This is a genomic window from Grimontia indica (assembly GCF_000333895.2).
Lineage (GTDB): Bacteria > Pseudomonadota > Gammaproteobacteria > Enterobacterales > Vibrionaceae > Enterovibrio > Enterovibrio indicus.
In genome coordinates this window covers 109,854-126,717 of sequence record NZ_ANFM02000016.1, presented here as the reverse complement: position 1 = coordinate 126,717, position 16,864 = coordinate 109,854, and the positions used below count along the sequence as shown (strand labels likewise).

Here is a 16,864-nt window from a genome sequence, read left to right as displayed (position 1 = left end):
ACTATCAGAAAAACAAAGAACTATGAATCTAATAACAAGAACTGCGCTAGCTTCAGATGCCAAGAGCATCACCGATATCGTCAACCCCATTATCGAAAGCGGTCGATACGTGATTCTCGACTCCGCTTTTTCGGTATCAGACCAAAGTTTCTTCATCCAATACTTCCCGGTAAACGGCGTATTTTTGGTTGCTGAAGATCATGACTCGAAAACTGTTCTGGGCTACCAAACCGTTGAGCCATATGCCAGCTATTCACGCGCACTGGACCATGTCGGCATCATCACCACTTATGTTGACGAGAAACATCATCGACAAGGCGTCGCAACCTCGCTGTTTGCTTCCACGCTCGATATCGCGCGCTCACGCGGTTTTGAAAAGCTGGTTGCTCAAGTTAGATCAGACAATGAAGTGGCTCTGCACACTTATCTAAAACATGGTTTTGAAGTGTCGGGCCGCGCAAAAAGTCATGCGAAAATTGGCGGCAAGTACATCGATGAGATTACGTTGGAACTGTTTCTGTAACGTTTAAATTTGCCTATTAAAAAACAGCCCAGACAAGTGTCTGGGCTGTTTTTTTGGTAGCGTCGCTTTCAAATTTACACTGCTTACCAGACCCAGCTCGTTTCTGTGTTCGGAATCCTTTTCTGGACAGGCGGCGTTCCATCCGTAAACCACACCTCAGCAAGCACGTAATAGTGAGATTCTGAAGAAACAAAATCGACAACCGCTTCCCCTGATTCCAAGGAAGAGAAAGCCATTCGACTGTTGTAGGCCGCCGTGTAAGTTCCGTTGCTATTCTCAGAAAACTCGCTGTATATCGACACTACACCGGGTGATGTTGAATAGCCGCTGATATCGACGACAAAACTCTGCTCCAACACAGGGCTATATGAGAAACCATCAGGCACAACTGTTTCGTTAAAACTCGATGCTGAACTGGTGACGGTCTCCGGAATGTTTGCTTCGCCACCAGAGGTATCAACCATAATTTCAAACTCTGACAGACTGGATACTTCAACATTGCTTTCCGGTGCAGACTCATCAGCGATAACGGTTGAAGACACGTTTGAACTGCCGCTTCCGTCACCACCGCCACCACATGCGCTCAGAAGGGCCATTAACGCTAACAGACTGATATTCTTATTCATGGCACTTACTCCTCAGACAAGTAGTATTTGTTTTCAGTTGCTTTTTCTAATAAATACCACTGAAGATTATTTTCACCGCCGGACTCGGCATAGCCTGCAAACTCTGGATATGCCTCGACAAGGTCGACATGCTCTCTCGGCCAAGACCACTCATCTGGGATAAGCAGCGCCCAAGGATGATTCGAAGAGGTTTTAAAGTAACGTGATGTTGCTGGGTCGCTGGAGTCGCTCCACCACCCTAGCCAGTAGGTGTCGAATTGCTCTGTCGGCGCCTGATCGGCGAGGTGGATTTCTAATCCTCGTCCAGGGTTATACCAGAGCCCGTCGCGGACATAAGCGCCCGGTGTGGCAAAAATAAACGGGTCATAAGGCATTGTCATCAGAGAGCTCGTATCAGTACCCTCGTTGAAATACACATCTATTTCGAACTCGAAGACCAACGCTTCCTGGCAATGCTGCGCCGTTCGATAGTACATACAGCCTACTGGGAGTTTCTGTTTGAGATCGTCTGAAACAATGAATATTGCCTCATTGGAGTCGCTCTCTAAGCCGTTGCTCTCTTGTAACACTGCATTGTGTGTCAAAGTGCTCGCTGAGCTGATGTCAGACCGGTTTATTCCCCCGAGTCTGAATGCAAACCCATTGTGATAACCAGCGCCGTAGGCTGAAAGATAACCTTGAATCAATACACGGGTAATCGCGCTGTTTTCATCCAGTGTTTCTGTGATGCGGAATTTAAAGACAACATCGTTGAGATCGTAATCCCCCTCTTTAGGCCAGTTGTCCTCAAAAGCGATCGTGGCATATCCACTCTCGCTGGGGTAGTAACGCAGCGAGGAGCCATTTTCCATGATAGTCACAGGATGATCCTCAACTTCGCCGGTTGTGGCACCACCGAAGTAATCGAGACCAGACGCTTCTGAAAAACGGAAACGAGACCAAGTCGAACCAATCGTCGCGCCTGCCGGAACCGCAATGGAGAGAGAATTGATGCCCGAGGTTAACAAACTGTCGCTAAAGACCTTCTCACCTGCGTCTTCAAAATCGCCGTCCTGGTTCCAGTCTATCCATGCTGACAAATAACCAGCAGTAGATGCCTGAACAGAAACCAGAGACGTGTTACCCACTTCCAATGCGGTAACAAAGCCAACACCGTCTTCATCCGCTAAACCGGCTTTGTTGTCATCAAGAGGGGATGTAAAGCCGTCACCTTCGCTGTCTGGTGCGATGGAGCCTAAGTAGAAACCGCTATCCACTTCGTGACGCGGACCGTTGGAGGCAAGCAACGTTTTGTAGCTGTCTGGCGCGTCACCAAAATCAATCGTCGAATCTTCATCAATAATGGGTGCGTTTGCACACCGTGCGCCGTCATTTTGTCCAGATATCGGCCCTGAGGCGAACAGCACTGCCTCCAGGTTTTTGTCATCGATATCGTCTTCGTTTGAAAGGTCGATTCTGAAGATTTTGCCATCATCATTTCGGGAGATGTAAAAGTTGCCATCAACGTCGAAATAGACCGCGCCAAAGCCACCAGATGGTGGGCCGATATCAGCCACCAAACTGTAGACCATGTCGGAATCGCCTGTTTCTAAGTCCACGCGATACAGGTTGTACGAGTTGTTGTTGACTGCATAGAGATTGCCATCAATCGGGTTGATCGCAACGTCTGACGTTCTGAGGTTATTGAGGTCGGTGTCTAATGTGGTCGCTGTTAATGTCGCCGAAGGGTCAGCCTCCAGAGGAGAAAGGTCAATTTTGATGATTCCCAGCTCTCTGCGGTGCAGATAGTAAACCTGGTCATGCACATCACCACTAATAAATTTAGTGTTGTTAGGCAACCCATTCACTGTGAGTTGTTCACCAACGTAGTTTTGGCCAATCCGTATCACCACCTCGTTGTCGTAATCAAAACCGTATATATAGCGATCTGATTGGTTAAACCCAACTGCGTTGATATGGGTGTTGAGACCAGTGGTTTCTGCCAGCGTTGAATAGCCACCGGTGACAAGGTTCACACCATAAACTTTACTGGGTGAGCTTTGGAACAAGAAGGCTTTGCTGGGACATGTATCAAAAGGCTCAACGGAAGCTGGTGTTCCAGCGTGTACCGAGGAACCGAAAAGAGCTGATAAAAAAATGGGGATAAATAGACGCACGACATAGGCTCCAATTAAGTCCGGACTTTAGAGCGTATAAACAACATCCATGCCATGTAATTATCTTATTGATTAAAAAGAATTTATCAATTTTCGTCTCAGGAATACTCTCACATCAAATCCAGTACTGAGAAAAGATGCACGCACTGTGTCATTTTGAGAAAACAGGATGAAGTAACACTTAGTCATTGTTTGTATCTTCCATAAGCCAAAACTCAGAAAGCGCTTCCTGCACAATGTACCGAGCTACATTTATTAGGAACATAGTGCAAGCCAATCATCACTCGCTTGCCCGTTTATCGATGAGGGAAAAGACCGTGAAAATTGCCGTTACCGCCGCCAGTGGGCAATTGGGCTCAGAAATCGTCAAAGCGCTGATTGACGTAATACCGAAAGAAAATGTCATTGCTTTAGCCCGCACCCCAGAGCGCGCCAAAGAACTTGGTGTTGAAATCCGTCCCGGTGATTACGAAGAGCCTGAAGAGCTTGAACAATCACTACAAAGCATTGATACCTTGTTACTGGTGTCCGGAATGGATGCGCCTGACAAGCGCATTGACCAGCACCGCAATGTGATTAATGCTGCCAAAAAAGCAGGGGTCAATAAGATTGTTTACACCAGTGTTCAAGGCGCTGAAGAAGGCACTGCGTTTTCACCCATTATTCAAAGCAACAGACAAACCGAGCAAGATGTTCGTGAATCGGGGCTTAACTGGGTGATAGGCCGCAATGGTATCTACATTGAACCGGATATCGAATACATCGAGAATTACAAGAAAGCTGGGGTTATCACCAATTGTGCGGGGGAAGGGAAATGCGGGTATACCTCTCGTGGAGAGCTTGGTTATGCCTATGCCCGAATGCTGACTGAAGACAAGCACAACGGGCAAACTTACAACCTGCATGGTGAAGTCCTCACTCAAACCCAGTTAACGGAATACCTCAACGCGACATATCACACTCACCTGACTTACGTGCCGCTCTCTTTTGAGGACTATAAGGCTGAGCGCATTGCGGAGTTAGGCGAATTCCTTGGAACCGTCATTGCAGGGATATATCAGGGTATCAGTGAAGGTAAGGTCGACAACACCAGCCATTTTCTGGAAGCTTCTGGACGCGAACACCAAAGCTGGGGCGATTACTTTGCGGATATAGAGACGGAAGATTGATCTGGATTGGCGATCAGGCCGCTCATTCTGGCCTGATCGTCTGAAATACGGGATACATACTGGCACCGAAAGAGGACAGATTCTCACCGACTCTCGAAGCAGCAAGTGTTGCCATCGGATAATCAAACGAGCGCTCAGACCATACTTTTTCTAGGTTCATTTCTTTAATAAGCGCTTCCGCAATTTCTTTGGGGGCAGAGCCGCCAAACACCACACAGTCAGGGTCAAACCAAGACAACGTTAGCATGATTGCAGGAGCAAGCTGGGTGGCAGATTTCTTAATCCAAGCATTCACCACCGGATGCTCAAGCGAAGGAATGTCTGTCAGCAGATGTACATCTAAACCTGCTTCACGCAAATCAATCATCAGTTCACGAAGGCAAGGTCGACGCTCAGGCATCATGGTGAAGTAAGCGCCAATCTCCCCGGCGTTCTGGTGTTTACCGCGATATAGCTGTCCATTAATGATCGCCCCGCCACCAATACCATGGCCAATTTCTAAAAGGAGCATATTGTTCACGTGGTTCCACTTACCGGAATAGAACTCTCCCACCGCACCGACGTTACAATCATTATCAATCCAGACAGGCCACGGAAAATGGCGGCCAAATGCTTCCGCTAAATCCATATCGCGCCAATGCGCCATCGGCGCTATCGCCCAGACATACTTACCATTTTCCGTTTGCGGACCAGGCATGGAGACTCCGACACCTAAAATACGCGCGTGTTGAAGACGGTGTTTAGTGACCAATCGTTGCACGCTAGCCGCCAGCAGCGACAGTGTGTCTTCAACCGATTGGGATTCATCATATTCGATGGAATCCAAATCAACCGTATCACCACGAAAGTTAGCCAGTGAGATCTCAAGCCGCGCAATATGAAAAGCCACGCCAAAAGAGAAGGCAGCATAGGGACTGATTTCAACAGGCACAATGGGTTGACCACGACCAACCACCATACGCTCGCCTTCAATGATCCACTGCATAGACAGAAGTTCTTTGCAAATCGTGGTCACTGAGCCACTGCCAAGCCCTGACCACTCTGTGATTTTGGCACGCGAGACCGGGCCATTTTGACGAATAAGGTCCAGGACCTTTCGCTGACCAGGGCTCAGTTCAACAGTTAGCGGAATAACAGGTGCAAGCATATATACATTGAGCTCTTTAAAAATAACGGCTGGGAATCATAGCACTCGATATCTCGACCGCCTATCCAAGGCCTGAAGGAATGTGATTCTAGATCCCCTCTAACCCTGCCTCATCAGCAAGCGAACGAAGCATGGCAATATCGTCATGGCTAATCATGTCTATCAGGCCATCACGCATCCAACCAATGATCTCTCCCCTTACGTCGTAGCCGAATTGACGATTGAAAAACAGCGTTGTGTCTTCATTGTTTTCTTTCGTCGGCAAATACAGTCGCGTACATAAACCTGCTTCTTTGTAAGCGACAAGATCTTCCACATGGGCATTCGGGTATTCAAAACAAACACAATCTGCCCGCGAATTCAAAACGGCAGACAGCTGGTTGTTGTACCTTGCCAACGTCACTACCTGCAAGTTCACTTCCGGCACCCGTTTTTTTACCTGATTGATAAGCACATGATCGAAAGCCAGTAATTGAATATGATCCAAGGCCTTCGGTATACGTTTTAGGAGTGTGCTTAACTCTAGAACAAAGGCGTCGCGACGCCTCCTCTGTTTTGCTTCCACCACCAAACCAACATTGTTTTCCATAGCCCACAGCAAGGCTTCCGTCAGGAGCAGTATCTTCGTCCCTTCGAACTCGGGAGAAAACCAGCCGCCAAAATCTAGCGCAGCCAGCTCGGCATAAGTCATTAATTCCACATATCCCTGACCATTCGATGTGCGCTCTACACTTGGGTCATGGATAACGACGATTTGATTGTCTGCCGTCATCGCAATATCAATCTCGATGGTGGAGGTGCCCGCTTTGAGAGCGCCTTGAAAAGCTGGGAGGGTATTTTCGGGGAATAGCGTTGAGTAACCACGATGGCTGTTAAGGTAAATTTTTCCTGTTCCCGCAATACAGAAGTTAAATGACATATCAAATATCCTTTATAATAAAGTTTAATAAAACTCTATATGCCAAAGATAACCTTAGTCAATCTATATTCGCCGATAAAATTAATATATATAAATAACAATGACATATGTCATTTGTTAATAATGTGTGACATTGATCTCTCGCGGATTTAACCAAAGTAACTTATGTTTGTCATACTCATCAATTAATCTTTTTAGAAAAGTTTATTTGTGAGTGACAGATAAGGAGATCACTTACAATGCAAAAAGCAATGGAGCTGAAATCACTCATGGAAACGGTTAGTACGCCAACACTGGAATTGCGCAACATCTGTAAGAAATTCGGCGAATTCACAGCGACGGACAAAGTGAGTTTCACCGCGGATATTGGTGAGTTTGTCACCCTGCTCGGACCTAGCGGATGCGGGAAAACAACGCTGCTGAAAATGATTGGTGGGTTTCACGACATAGACAGTGGCAACATTCTGCTGGGTGGAACAGACATCACCGCACAGCCACCCGAACAACGCAGCACGGCTATGTGTTTTCAGTCTTATGCACTGTTCCCACACCTGAGTGTGTCGCACAACATCGTCTTTGGCTTGGTACAAAAAAATGTCAGTGAAGAGGAGCAGCAACAACGTCTAAAACTGGCGCTGGAGCAGGTTGGGTTGACTGAACACAAAGATAAAATGCCAGCTGAGCTCTCAGGTGGTCAGCAACAACGCGTTGCGTTGGCGCGGGCAATGGTAGTAAGACCTGACGTGATTCTGTTCGATGAGCCGCTTTCAAACTTGGATGCCAAACTACGCGAAAGCGTTCGCTATGAAATTAAAGAGCTTCAACAAAAATTTCAGTTAACCGCCATTTACGTCACCCATGATCAGGCAGAAGCGCTCGCGATGAGCGATAAAATTGTCGTGCTGAACAAGGGTCGGATAGAGCAAATTGGCTCGCCCGAAGACATCTATCACAGGCCCGCTAACCGCTTTGTTGCAGATTTTATCGGTGCTGCCAACATTCATACTGCGACAGTGCTTTCTACGCCAGAACCCGGTGTCTACCGTATTCAATGCGAGTTGGGCGAATTCACAGTGAAATCAGACACAGCACCTCCGGCGGAGCGGTGTTACATCTGCTGGCGGCCAGAAGAAGCAGAATCTGTGCAAGCAAGCGGTGAGAACGTGATATCAGTAGAAGTCACAGAAAAAGCCTTCCTTGGGAACATGACTGATCTCTTTGGCAGCATAAACGGTGAAACTGTCCGTATTCAGTTGCACCGTCATAGCGCTATACAGCAAGGCGAAAAGGCACACTTCAACGTCCCTGCAGACTGTATTCGCTTCCTTGAGGAGGCGACATCATGAAAGTTGTTTTGCTGTTGCTGCCTGGACTCGGCACCATCTTATTTTTAATGGGTGATGCCTTCTATACCACCATTTCCCATAGCTTAGGCTTGGGCAGTGAAGAAAACCGATTAACCCTGCAATACTGGAATGAAATGTTATCGGACAGCATTCTCTGGCGCTCCGTGGGTTACTCCTTCCGTACCTCATTGCTCGGCACATTGGGGGCAGTGCTCCTCGCTTATCCTATCGCTTTGTGGCTAACCAAACCGCTGCAAGGAAAAAACCTGATTATTGGCATGTTGCGAGCGCCTATGTTTGTGCCAGGTTTAGTTGCGGCGTTTCTTCTGATGAACGTGATCTCCTATCACGGCATTATCAACGAAGGCTTACTGGCTATTGGGGTCATTGATAAGCCTATCCGAATGATCAATGACAGTTTCGGCTGGAGCGTCGTTTTCCTGCAGATTTGGAAAAATCTACCCTTCGCGCTGATCCTGATTAGCGGATCGGTAAACAGTATCAGGACGGATCTCCTTCATGCAGCCAGTGATATGGGTGCATCACGCTTTGCAAAATTCCGGCAAGTGATTTTCCCGCTCACAATTCCTGCTTTGCAGGCCTCGATGATCCTGATTTTTATCGGAGCTATGGGCGACTATGCGTTTGCTTCCATCGCAGGCTCGCGTACCAGTTATTCGATGACCATGCTGATGTATTTTACCGCATATCAGTATTTAGAGTGGGAGAAGGTTTATGTCATTGCCGTCGTATTGATGACGATCGCTGCGCTCGGCGCGATTGTGATTACTGCTGTGCTGCAACCTTTCGCCCGCAAACGGTATTCGCTCATTTCCCTCGACAAAGCTGGACTTGATGGGGTGGCAAAATGACAACATTAGCACCAACTAAGCATTCACAGCTTGTTATTAAGCTGTCCGTCGGCTTTTTCTTCATCATCAATTTGATCTGGCTGGGTATGCCTTTTGTCATGGCGTTACTCTGGTCTTTGGTTGACCCAGAGCACCCGTGGAGCTTCCCGGATATTCTTCCACCCGTGCTTTCCTTCGGGCGATGGGAGCTGGTATGGGAAACCACCTCCCTGAAGGAAGCGCTGTTTAACAGTTACACCGTCGCGCCGACCGTTGCGCTGCTGACACTGGCGCTGGCGATGCCGACCGCATACGCTTTTGGCCGACTCTCTTTTCGCGGAAAGCGAATTGCGGAAATGCTGACACTGATTCCCATGGTTATCCCGCCGATGATTCTGGCGATTGTGTTCAGCGCAGTCTTGTTTGATTACGGTATATCTGAACCATTTATCAGTATTGTAATCGCTCATACCGTGCTCGCACTTCCCTATGCCATACGCATTCTTTCCGCCGGTTTTTCCAGCGTGCCTCAGGATCTGATTGAAGCATGTGCTGATATGGGAACCGGACGCTGGGGAACATTCCGACACGCCTATTTCCCGATGTTGAAACCAAGCCTGTTAGCCTCCCTGATTTTCTGTCTGGTGATCAGCATTGAAGATTTCAATATGGCCTACGTCCTTGGTGCACCGGATTTTATTACGGTTCCCACCATTTTGTATTCGTTCTTAGGTTACTCATTTATCAGACCGGATGCGGCAGTCGTATCGCTGATCCTGGTCATTCCAAACGTCATTCTAATGCTGATTATCGAACGCCTGTTGAAAGGGAATTATCTTTCTCAATCGACAGGCAAGGGCTAGTGATCGGCTTTTCAAATCACCCAGAGCAAATGAAGAAGTAGAGGACTTACTCCAATGAAGTACAAAGGATTATCGACAATCGCTGCTGCAGCATTTCTGCCATTGGTGGCATCCGCTTATGACATCACAACCATGAGTTGGGATGACATTGAGCAGCAGGCAAAGAAAGAAGGCGAAGTGACGTTTGCAGTCTGGTATCTGCAACCGGCATGGCGTGAATACGTGAAAGCGTTTGAAAATGAAACAGGCATTAAGGTGCGTATTCCCGAAGGTACGTTTGATGGCAACACTACCAAGCTTCTTGCTGAGACCAAGCGCAAAAGCGGCAGTATGGATGTGGTGGCTATTGGCGCTTCAAAGCTTAAGATTTTTGATGCCGAAAATCAGTTCGTCAATTTCAACCTACTGCCAGATTATGCCAAGCTCAATACTCGTCTTCAGGGGATTGAATCCAATGGTTACGCCGTCGGTTTTTGGGGAAACCAAACAGGCTTGGCTTATGACCCGACTCGCATCGACGAAGCAAAGCTGCCACAAACCTTCGAGGAGCTTTCAGCGTACGTTCAAGCCAATCCAAAAAGCTTCGGGGTCAATGATCCCAATGGTGGCGGTGCCGGCGGACGCTTTATACAGTCCACCCTCCAACACTTTGCGCCTTCAGACTATACCCAAGAGGCTTCTGAGGATGTTATGAAAGATTGGAGTCGCGCGTGGAAATGGTTCCACGACAATCGTGACAACATGATCATCACAGCATCCAACGCCGATAGCATCACCCGAATCAACGACGGTGAAATCGTGATTGCACCTGCATGGGAGGATCACCTTGCAGGCCTGCAGAAACGTGGCGCCATCGCAGAGAGGATTAAGTTTTATATTCCAGAGTTTGGTATGTCGGGCGGTGGCAATTTTGTCGTGGTGCCAAAGAATGCCAAAAACCTTGCTGCTTCCGTCTATTTCGTTGATTGGCTGACCTCTCCCAAAACCCAATCGGGTTTGAATGCTAAATTCGGCAGTGCGCCACAGCATCCAGATGCCAATGCAGAGGCCGCCTTGGTCAATGCTAGTATGCGACAGAACTCCACCGACTCATTTGGCGAAGAATACGATGTGGAATCAAAGAAACGTTTCACTCGTGAAGTGTTGATGAAATAAGATCAAACTACAGTGCCTTCAAACGCAACGATTTAAGTGCGTTTGAAGGCACCGTCGTTTTGATGGATCTCTATGAAGCTTGCCCCATTGAATAGACCTTACCTCTCCGTTACTTAACCTTCATTGCTAAACGACGCCAAACATCCATTTCCGACCAACTTTCCTGAAAACCATAGGGATAAGCGGGTAACCCCGGATCTGAAGCCTCGCTCAAGGCTTGGATATGCTTGTCTGGCAGTTGAATCTGAGCAGCGGCAAGGTTCGCTTTGAGCTGCTCAGCAGTTCTGGCACCAAGCAATATGGAACACACTCCCGGCCTTTGGGCTAACCATGCCAACGCGATATCGGCGACCGATCTTTGATGCTGGATAGCTATCTCATTCAATGCCTCCAATACCCGGTAGGTTCGCTCTCGGTTGCGAAGGTGATAAGCTTCTACGCCGCGATTGGGATTTTCTCCCAACCTTGTTTCGCCAATTGGCAGCAGATCTTTTTGATACTTGCCGGTCAGCCAGCCTCCACCAAGTGGCGACCAAGGGGTCATTCCTATCCCTTCTTCAAGACAACACGGCAAAAGCTCCAGCTCAATATCCCGCTCCAACAGACTATATTGAGACTGCATAGCGACAGGTACTGGCAACCCGTTCTCTTTCGCCGTGGTAATCACTCTCTGCAATTGCCAACCCGTGAGGTTTGACCAAGCGGTGTAGTGAATCTTACCCGCAGTGACAAGGTCACCCAAAGCCACCAGCGTTTCCATGACATCAGTATCCTTATCCCAGCCATGGATGTAGTAGACATCGATAACATCCAGCTGCAGCCGTCGAAGACTGGCATCTACCGAGCGAATAAGGCTCCGCCGTGAAGCGCCAAAACTGCCAGAAGGCGGTGAAAAGCGCCCTTTTGTCGCCACCAATACATTATCCAATCCACCACGCGACTTGCCCCACTTTCCAATGATGGCTTCCGACAAACCCGCGCTGTAATTGTCTGCTGTATCGATAAAATTCCCACCGCTTTCAACGAATAGATCAAGCTGATTGAAGGCTTCCTGCTCAGAAGTTTCCGCGCCAAACGTCATGGCTCCCAGTGCCAACTTAGACACCATTGGGCCTGCATGCCCCAAGCGCACTTTTCCTAAACCTGTTGAGAGTGTGTGTTCATCTGCCATCGCGTTATTTCCTCTTATTTTTCCGGCGTCCACGCTTTACGACACGTGGTGACTGCTGACCTTCTCTAGACTAATGGCGAGCACCATTTCATCAACGAAACAGATTGATAAGGTCTTTTCATGAATAAAAAGGACGTGAACTGGAACGATCTTCAGTTGTTTATCGCTGTTGCCCGTACAGGCGGGTTGTCAGCAGCATCCAGAGTTACCGGGAAAAGTCCGGCAACACTGGGACGCAGAATGCTGTCACTTGAACACGATTTGGGCGCAGAACTCTTTGCCCGTCACGATAAAGGGTATGAATTGCTTTCGGCAGGGAGAAAACTCCTCGAAGAGTTGCAGAGTGTAGAAGCATCACTGGATAAACTTGTGACTCCAGCAAGTCAGAGTCACCGCCCTTTAATCAAAATATCTGCAGGCACCTGGACAACCATGCATTTGCTGGCGCATATCGACACGTTGTCTGGCTCGCCGCAAGATTGCCTTATCCGCTTTGTCACATCAGAAAAAGTGCTCGATATTTCTCACAGAGAAGTCGTTATTGGTTTTCGAAATCAGCGCCCAATGGAAGATAACCTCGTTTGTCGCAAACTCGGCAGGGTCGAGTTTGCACCATATGGCACTAAGGACGCGCCGCAAAGATGGATAAAGGTTATTGCCGAAACACCTTCAGCAAAATGGATTTCAAAGCATTCAGCAGCAGAAGTATTTGTAGAAGTCAGCTCACCAAGAAACAGTCTGGATTTGGCTCTCGCAGGAAGAGGCGTTGCCCTGCTGCCTACCTTCATTGGCGACACCGAAGAAACGCTCACTCGCCAGGGTTCCATCATAGAGGAACTCAGTCACGATCAATGGCTGGTTACTCACCATGAAGACCGTTACTTACCCGAAGTCAGGCGATTGATTAAAAGGCTAAATGAGGTGATAGATTCGTAAATTTCAACGGAAGTCTACCCGCTAGTCACCCAAGACTAACCACCTCAATTGGTGGCAAATTGTGCGATCTATGCCCACCAAAAATGGGGATTTGCTGACCCTTTCAATGCTAATATTCTTCCATAGCATTGAGCGTTTAACTTATTGATTCACGGTAAAAACCTTCTATTTACCCCTGTTAAGGTGAAACCAATAAGGAGAGATAAATGCTCAGATTTCAGTTCTATAAATCACAAGACGTTGTCACTCACGTAAAGCTAGATACCCCTACAACTGAAGATGAGATCAGGCAGCTGGCAGAGCAGGGTTTTACTGAGTCTGGCGATGTCATCTCTGCACCGACGATACTTAAAGCCATGGAGCAGCATCAAAACCGTCATGAAGATACGATTAAAGAGTACGCGACTATCGGCGTGATTTTGGGTCTTTTTTCCGGTTATCCCTAGGGTCTACTCGTTATAAAAAAAACGCGCCTGTTGGCGCGTTTTTCGTTGTTTCCGTTCATCATTGTTCGCAGAAACCATCAAAAAGTTCCGGCGTATTGTCAAAGCCTTCCGCTTCAGCCAGCTCCCATGGTCGCTCACATTGGTTCGTGTAAGCGCACCATTGATAGCCTGCAGAAGGAATACAACCAAACTCATCACGATCTGCACCTACCGCGTTGTTTTGCACATGGCCTTGAGTGCATCCAAACAAGAGTGAAACCGAGAGTGGGATCAGAAAGAGATGTTTCATAGAGCACCTTGTAGCGTTAGATATTTGAAGACTTTTATACCTACATAACCTGAAAATGCATGATTCAGGTTGTTTGGGTTTATATAAGCATCTTTTCGTTGGCAAGAAGAGTACGAATTTAGGATAAACCAACAAAAAGACGCGCCAGTGGCGCGCCTTGGTATCCATCAACGATGCGCATTATTTCGCTTGCTGCAAACGGCGGTAGAGCGAGTCCTTCAATACTGCGCGGTCATGCTTGAGCTTATGCATTTCCTCATCATCAATCGGTGAATCTCTGAGCTCCAGGCTTCGAATTTCTTTATCAAGTGCGTTGTAGGTTTTCGTGTCTTCTGCAAATGAAGCATCTTGAGAAGAGAGCTCTGAGATCAGATCCTTGAACTCTGGGAACTCATTCAAGAGTGAGTGGTTTTCACCTAACATATCAGCCCCTTATTTATTTCCTTTGTCGTTGAGCTTTCACCATAAAAAATTCTCAACCATGTAGATATACCCATGATTGAGAATAGTCGACTTCGGCTGATATCCAAACATTGAGTGACCTTAAGCAATACGTTCAATCACCAAAGTGAATGGCATACCCTTCTGTTATTAAAGAATAAAACTCTGTGTGATAGCGCTCAAGGATTGATGATTTTCTTTCTAGAAATCACCGCCATAATCAACTCAAATAATAGGCTTGATGCTCATATTTCAATCTGTGACAAATAGAGCATTACTGACTAAATACACCACCAAATTTTCAGGATATTTCTATTAGTAAAACACTTTTCAGTTCCACTAATAAAACTAAGAAGTATTAGGTGTTTAGATGGCATACAAACGTGACTGGATTCGTAGACGTTACACCGTTATGTTTAGTCGTCATAGATAAGAACTAAAAAGGTATGAGAATGTTCAATTGCATTCGACGTTACATCTTGGATGAGTCTGGGGTGACCGCCATCGAGTATGCCATTATCGGCGTTGCTGTTTCTGTGATTACACTTGCCATGTTTTCAGAAAATTCTGCGCTTCCAAGCGCACTGGTTAGCGCAATAACAGTCATAGAAACCAATATTAATGCCGCTGGCAATTAAAGAACGCGCCTTATCTGGCGCGTTTTTCTTATCCCGTTAAAGCACGGGCTCTACACCCATCTGGTCAAGACAGAAAGCATACACATCAGCGCCCAAGTCCAGCACCTTGTGCATTGGCATACCAGCGCCATGTCCCGCGTTCACATCAATGCGGATCAGCACTGGGTTTTCCCCTCCATGTTTTGCCTGAAGCTCTGCAATAAACTTATAGGAGTGCGCGGGCACCACGCGATCATCATGGTCAGCCGTCGTTACTAATGTCGATGGATACACAACACCTTCTTTCACATTGTGCACAGGTGAATACCCCAGCAGATATTGTAACATCTCTTCACTTTGCGCAGAGGTACCATAGTCGTACTTCCAGCCCTCACCGGATGTGAACGTGTGGTAGCGCAGCATGTCCAATACACCTACGGCAGGTAACGCAACTCTGAACAGGTCAGGACGCTGCGTCATACATGCGCCCACCAGCAAGCCGCCATTAGATCCCCCGCGAATAGCCAGTTTCTCTGATGACGTGTACTTCTCAGTAATCAAAAATTCAGCTGCCGCAATAAAATCATCAAACACATTTTGTTTCTGAAGCTGAGTGCCAGCCTGATGCCAGGCTTTACCATACTCACCGCCACCTCGCAGGTTGGCGACGGCATAGATGCCGCCCATCTCAATCCAAGCTGCAATACTTGGGTTGAACGCAGGCTCCAAGCTGATATTGAATCCACCGTAGCCATACAGAATAGTGGGATGTGAACCATCGAGCTCGATGCCTTTGCGGTAGCAAATGGTCATCGGTACTTTGGTGCCATCTTTGGAGGTATAAAACACCTGACGGGATTCAAGCTTCTCACTGTCGATGGTGCAGGCGCTTTGACGATAAAGTGCAGTCTCACCGGTAACCGGGTCAAAGCGGTAAGTGTCTGCTGCTGTGGTGTAGTTGGTGAAGGTGAAATACAGCGTTTTGTCTTTTCCGCGACCTGAGAAGCCAGACGCTGTGCCTACATCTGGCAGAGCCACATCACGCACCTTCTCGCCACTCAGGCGATACTGCTTAACCTGGGTCTGAACATCGACGAGGTAGCTGGCGAACAGGTAGCCCGAACCCGTTGAGATGCTAAGTTCATGTTCGGTTTCAGCAATCAAATCTTCCCAATTTTCCTGCTGCGGATTTGCAACGCCCACCGCCACAATACGCCCCATCGGTGCGTGCCAATTGGTGTAGATAAGGAGTTTGCCGTCGTGATGATCGATAACATCACTGTCTGCGCTGTCATCGTCAGTCAGACACACGCGTTCACCACTGCCTTTCAGGTCTTGCACATAAAGCATATTTCCTGAGGTGGCATTAGCACCAGAGATCACCAAATAGCGGTCATCCTCAGTGGTGTAGCCGCCAACATAACGGAACTGCGGATCATCATCTCCACCAAACACCAACACATCGTCCGTCTGTGCGGTGCCTAAAGTGTGGAAGTAAAGCTTATGGTGTTCAGTTCTGGCTGAAAGCTCGCTACCTTCTGGCTTGTCATAGGTCGAGTAGTAGAAACCCTCACTGCCACGCCACTCGATACCAGAAAACTTCACGTTCTCGATTTTGTCAGTCAGTAACTCGCCAGTTTTTGCATCCAATACATAGATGGTTCGCCAGTCGCTGCCGCCTTCAGAGGTCGAATAGGCAATGAATTTGTCGTCGCGGGAAAAGCGCAGTTGGTCAAGTGATGTGGTGCCCTCTTCACTCCAGCTATTTGGGTCAAGAAACACCTCGGCGTCCGCACCCTCTCCGCTGGTACGATACACCACTGACTGGTTCTGCAGACCGTCGTTGCGATAGAAATAGGTGTAGTCCCCGCGGTCGAACGGTGCTGACTCTTTCACATAGTTGTTGGCCGCTTCGAGTCGCTCACGAATAGCATGACGGAAGGGAATATTATGCAAACAACCAAAGGTGACCGCATTCTGGGCTTCTACCCATTGCGCGGTTTCGTCACTTAAATCATCTTCCAGCCAACGGTAAGGGTCGGCCACTTTCTCGGAGAAATATGTATCGACGATCGTATCTTTGCGTGTTTTTGGGTAATCAAACATGACTTCTCCATCCATGGTTTGGGTCTAAATGAGCGAATTATAGAAAGTGGGCTTTAATGAGACCTTGGTCATACAATATTTTTCATAGGTCGATCGCAAACTC

The 16,864-nt window shown here is 47.7% G+C and carries 17 protein-coding genes; 9 read left to right on the top strand and 8 right to left on the bottom strand.

Annotated elements, in window-relative coordinates; translation table 11 throughout:
* Positions 1-22 precede the first annotated feature (22 nt).
* Complete coding sequence (locus tag D515_RS10235) at positions 23-523, top strand: GNAT family N-acetyltransferase (RefSeq protein WP_002538249.1); 501 nt, start codon at positions 23-25, stop codon at positions 521-523.
* A gap of 83 nt (positions 524-606) precedes the next feature.
* On the opposite strand, the gene D515_RS10230 is transcribed toward D515_RS10235, so the two are convergent.
* On the bottom strand, positions 607-1,149 hold the full coding sequence (locus D515_RS10230; RefSeq protein WP_002538248.1) for a hypothetical protein: 543 nt from the start codon (positions 1,147-1,149) through the stop codon (positions 607-609).
* Between the two features lie 5 nt (positions 1,150-1,154).
* Complete coding sequence (locus D515_RS10225; RefSeq protein ID WP_051997500.1) at positions 1,155-3,287, bottom strand: LruC domain-containing protein; 2,133 nt, start codon at positions 3,285-3,287, stop codon at positions 1,155-1,157.
* Positions 3,288-3,622: 335 nt separating this feature from the next.
* On the opposite strand from D515_RS10225, the gene D515_RS10220 reads away from it, so the two are divergent.
* Positions 3,623-4,474 carry an SDR family oxidoreductase gene (locus tag D515_RS10220; RefSeq protein ID WP_039849884.1) on the top strand — a complete coding sequence of 284 codons (852 nt, stop codon included), beginning with the start codon at positions 3,623-3,625 and terminating at the stop codon, positions 4,472-4,474.
* A gap of 22 nt (positions 4,475-4,496) precedes the next feature.
* On the opposite strand, the gene D515_RS10215 is transcribed toward D515_RS10220, so the two are convergent.
* Complete coding sequence (locus D515_RS10215) at positions 4,497-5,621, bottom strand: ROK family transcriptional regulator (protein ID WP_002538244.1); 1,125 nt, start codon at positions 5,619-5,621, stop codon at positions 4,497-4,499.
* An 88-nt stretch (positions 5,622-5,709) separates the two neighbouring features.
* On the bottom strand, positions 5,710-6,540 hold the full coding sequence (locus tag D515_RS10210; protein ID WP_002538243.1) for a glycerophosphodiester phosphodiesterase: 831 nt from the start codon (positions 6,538-6,540) through the stop codon (positions 5,710-5,712).
* Between the two features lie 239 nt (positions 6,541-6,779).
* Here D515_RS10210 and D515_RS10205 point away from each other — a divergent pair, with 239 nt between their 5' ends.
* The 4 genes from D515_RS10205 to D515_RS10190 are packed head-to-tail and all read left to right on the top strand — an operon-like array spanning position 6,780 to position 10,755.
* Positions 6,780-7,886: an ABC transporter ATP-binding protein gene (locus D515_RS10205; RefSeq protein ID WP_002538242.1), complete on the top strand. Its 1,107-nt coding sequence runs from the start codon at positions 6,780-6,782 to the stop codon at positions 7,884-7,886.
* Positions 7,883-8,758, top strand: coding sequence for an ABC transporter permease (locus tag D515_RS10200; protein WP_002538241.1), 876 nt, complete (start codon positions 7,883-7,885; stop codon positions 8,756-8,758). Before D515_RS10205 ends, D515_RS10200 begins: the two co-directional genes overlap by 4 nt.
* On the top strand, positions 8,755-9,600 hold the full coding sequence (locus tag D515_RS10195; RefSeq protein ID WP_002538240.1) for an ABC transporter permease: 846 nt from the start codon (positions 8,755-8,757) through the stop codon (positions 9,598-9,600). The genes D515_RS10200 and D515_RS10195 overlap by 4 nt, the downstream gene beginning before the upstream one ends.
* A gap of 54 nt (positions 9,601-9,654) precedes the next feature.
* A complete protein-coding gene (locus tag D515_RS10190; RefSeq protein WP_002538239.1) occupies positions 9,655-10,755 on the top strand; it encodes an extracellular solute-binding protein in 1,101 nt (366 codons plus the stop codon).
* 109 nt (positions 10,756-10,864) lie between these two features.
* Here the strand turns inward: D515_RS10190 and D515_RS10185 are convergent, their stop codons facing one another.
* The gene (locus D515_RS10185; RefSeq protein WP_002538238.1) at positions 10,865-11,926 is read right to left on the bottom strand and encodes an aldo/keto reductase; all 1,062 of its coding nucleotides are present in this window, start codon (positions 11,924-11,926) and stop codon (positions 10,865-10,867) included.
* A gap of 120 nt (positions 11,927-12,046) precedes the next feature.
* Between D515_RS10185 and D515_RS10180 the strand changes: the two genes are divergently transcribed.
* Positions 12,047-12,862, top strand: a complete 816-nt coding sequence (locus D515_RS10180) for a LysR family transcriptional regulator (RefSeq protein ID WP_002538237.1) — start codon at positions 12,047-12,049, stop codon at positions 12,860-12,862.
* Between the two features lie 206 nt (positions 12,863-13,068).
* The gene (locus D515_RS10175) at positions 13,069-13,308 is read left to right on the top strand and encodes a hypothetical protein (protein WP_002538236.1); all 240 of its coding nucleotides are present in this window, start codon (positions 13,069-13,071) and stop codon (positions 13,306-13,308) included.
* Between the two features lie 58 nt (positions 13,309-13,366).
* Here D515_RS10175 and D515_RS10170 read toward each other — a convergent pair whose 3' ends face one another.
* Both D515_RS10170 and D515_RS10165 read right to left on the bottom strand, forming a co-directional pair.
* Positions 13,367-13,597: a hypothetical protein gene (locus D515_RS10170; protein WP_002538235.1), complete on the bottom strand. Its 231-nt coding sequence runs from the start codon at positions 13,595-13,597 to the stop codon at positions 13,367-13,369.
* Positions 13,598-13,777: 180 nt separating this feature from the next.
* A complete protein-coding gene (locus tag D515_RS10165; protein WP_002538234.1) occupies positions 13,778-14,020 on the bottom strand; it encodes an HP1242/YdcH family protein in 243 nt (80 codons plus the stop codon).
* 470 nt (positions 14,021-14,490) lie between these two features.
* Between D515_RS10165 and D515_RS10160 the strand changes: the two genes are divergently transcribed.
* A complete protein-coding gene (locus D515_RS10160; protein ID WP_002538232.1) occupies positions 14,491-14,676 on the top strand; it encodes a Flp family type IVb pilin in 186 nt (61 codons plus the stop codon).
* Positions 14,677-14,712: 36 nt separating this feature from the next.
* Here the strand turns inward: D515_RS10160 and D515_RS10155 are convergent, their stop codons facing one another.
* The gene (locus tag D515_RS10155) at positions 14,713-16,761 is read right to left on the bottom strand and encodes a prolyl oligopeptidase family serine peptidase (RefSeq protein WP_002538231.1); all 2,049 of its coding nucleotides are present in this window, start codon (positions 16,759-16,761) and stop codon (positions 14,713-14,715) included.
* Positions 16,762-16,864: the final 103 nt, after the last annotated feature.

Excerpts from the sequence above, each read along its gene's own strand:
- D515_RS10235 (WP_002538249.1), top strand. The coding sequence starts at position 23 with ATGAATCTAATAACAAGAACTGCGCTAGCTTCAGATGCCAAGAGCATC.
- D515_RS10230 (WP_002538248.1), bottom strand. The coding sequence starts at position 1,149 with ATGAATAAGAATATCAGTCTGTTAGCGTTAATGGCCCTTCTGAGCGCA.
- D515_RS10215 (WP_002538244.1), bottom strand. The coding sequence starts at position 5,621 with ATGCTTGCACCTGTTATTCCGCTAACTGTTGAACTGAGCCCTGGTCAG.
- D515_RS10210 (WP_002538243.1), bottom strand. The coding sequence starts at position 6,540 with ATGTCATTTAACTTCTGTATTGCGGGAACAGGAAAAATTTACCTTAAC.
- D515_RS10205 (WP_002538242.1), top strand. The coding sequence starts at position 6,780 with ATGCAAAAAGCAATGGAGCTGAAATCACTCATGGAAACGGTTAGTACG.
- D515_RS10200 (WP_002538241.1), top strand. The coding sequence starts at position 7,883 with ATGAAAGTTGTTTTGCTGTTGCTGCCTGGACTCGGCACCATCTTATTT.
- D515_RS10195 (WP_002538240.1), top strand. The coding sequence starts at position 8,755 with ATGACAACATTAGCACCAACTAAGCATTCACAGCTTGTTATTAAGCTG.
- D515_RS10190 (WP_002538239.1), top strand. The coding sequence starts at position 9,655 with ATGAAGTACAAAGGATTATCGACAATCGCTGCTGCAGCATTTCTGCCA.
- D515_RS10185 (WP_002538238.1), bottom strand. The coding sequence starts at position 11,926 with ATGGCAGATGAACACACACTCTCAACAGGTTTAGGAAAAGTGCGCTTG.
- D515_RS10180 (WP_002538237.1), top strand. The coding sequence starts at position 12,047 with ATGAATAAAAAGGACGTGAACTGGAACGATCTTCAGTTGTTTATCGCT.
- D515_RS10175 (WP_002538236.1), top strand. The coding sequence starts at position 13,069 with ATGCTCAGATTTCAGTTCTATAAATCACAAGACGTTGTCACTCACGTA.
- D515_RS10170 (WP_002538235.1), bottom strand. The coding sequence starts at position 13,597 with ATGAAACATCTCTTTCTGATCCCACTCTCGGTTTCACTCTTGTTTGGA.
- D515_RS10165 (WP_002538234.1), bottom strand. The coding sequence starts at position 14,020 with ATGTTAGGTGAAAACCACTCACTCTTGAATGAGTTCCCAGAGTTCAAG.
- D515_RS10160 (WP_002538232.1), top strand. The coding sequence starts at position 14,491 with ATGTTCAATTGCATTCGACGTTACATCTTGGATGAGTCTGGGGTGACC.
- D515_RS10155 (WP_002538231.1), bottom strand. The coding sequence starts at position 16,761 with ATGTTTGATTACCCAAAAACACGCAAAGATACGATCGTCGATACATAT.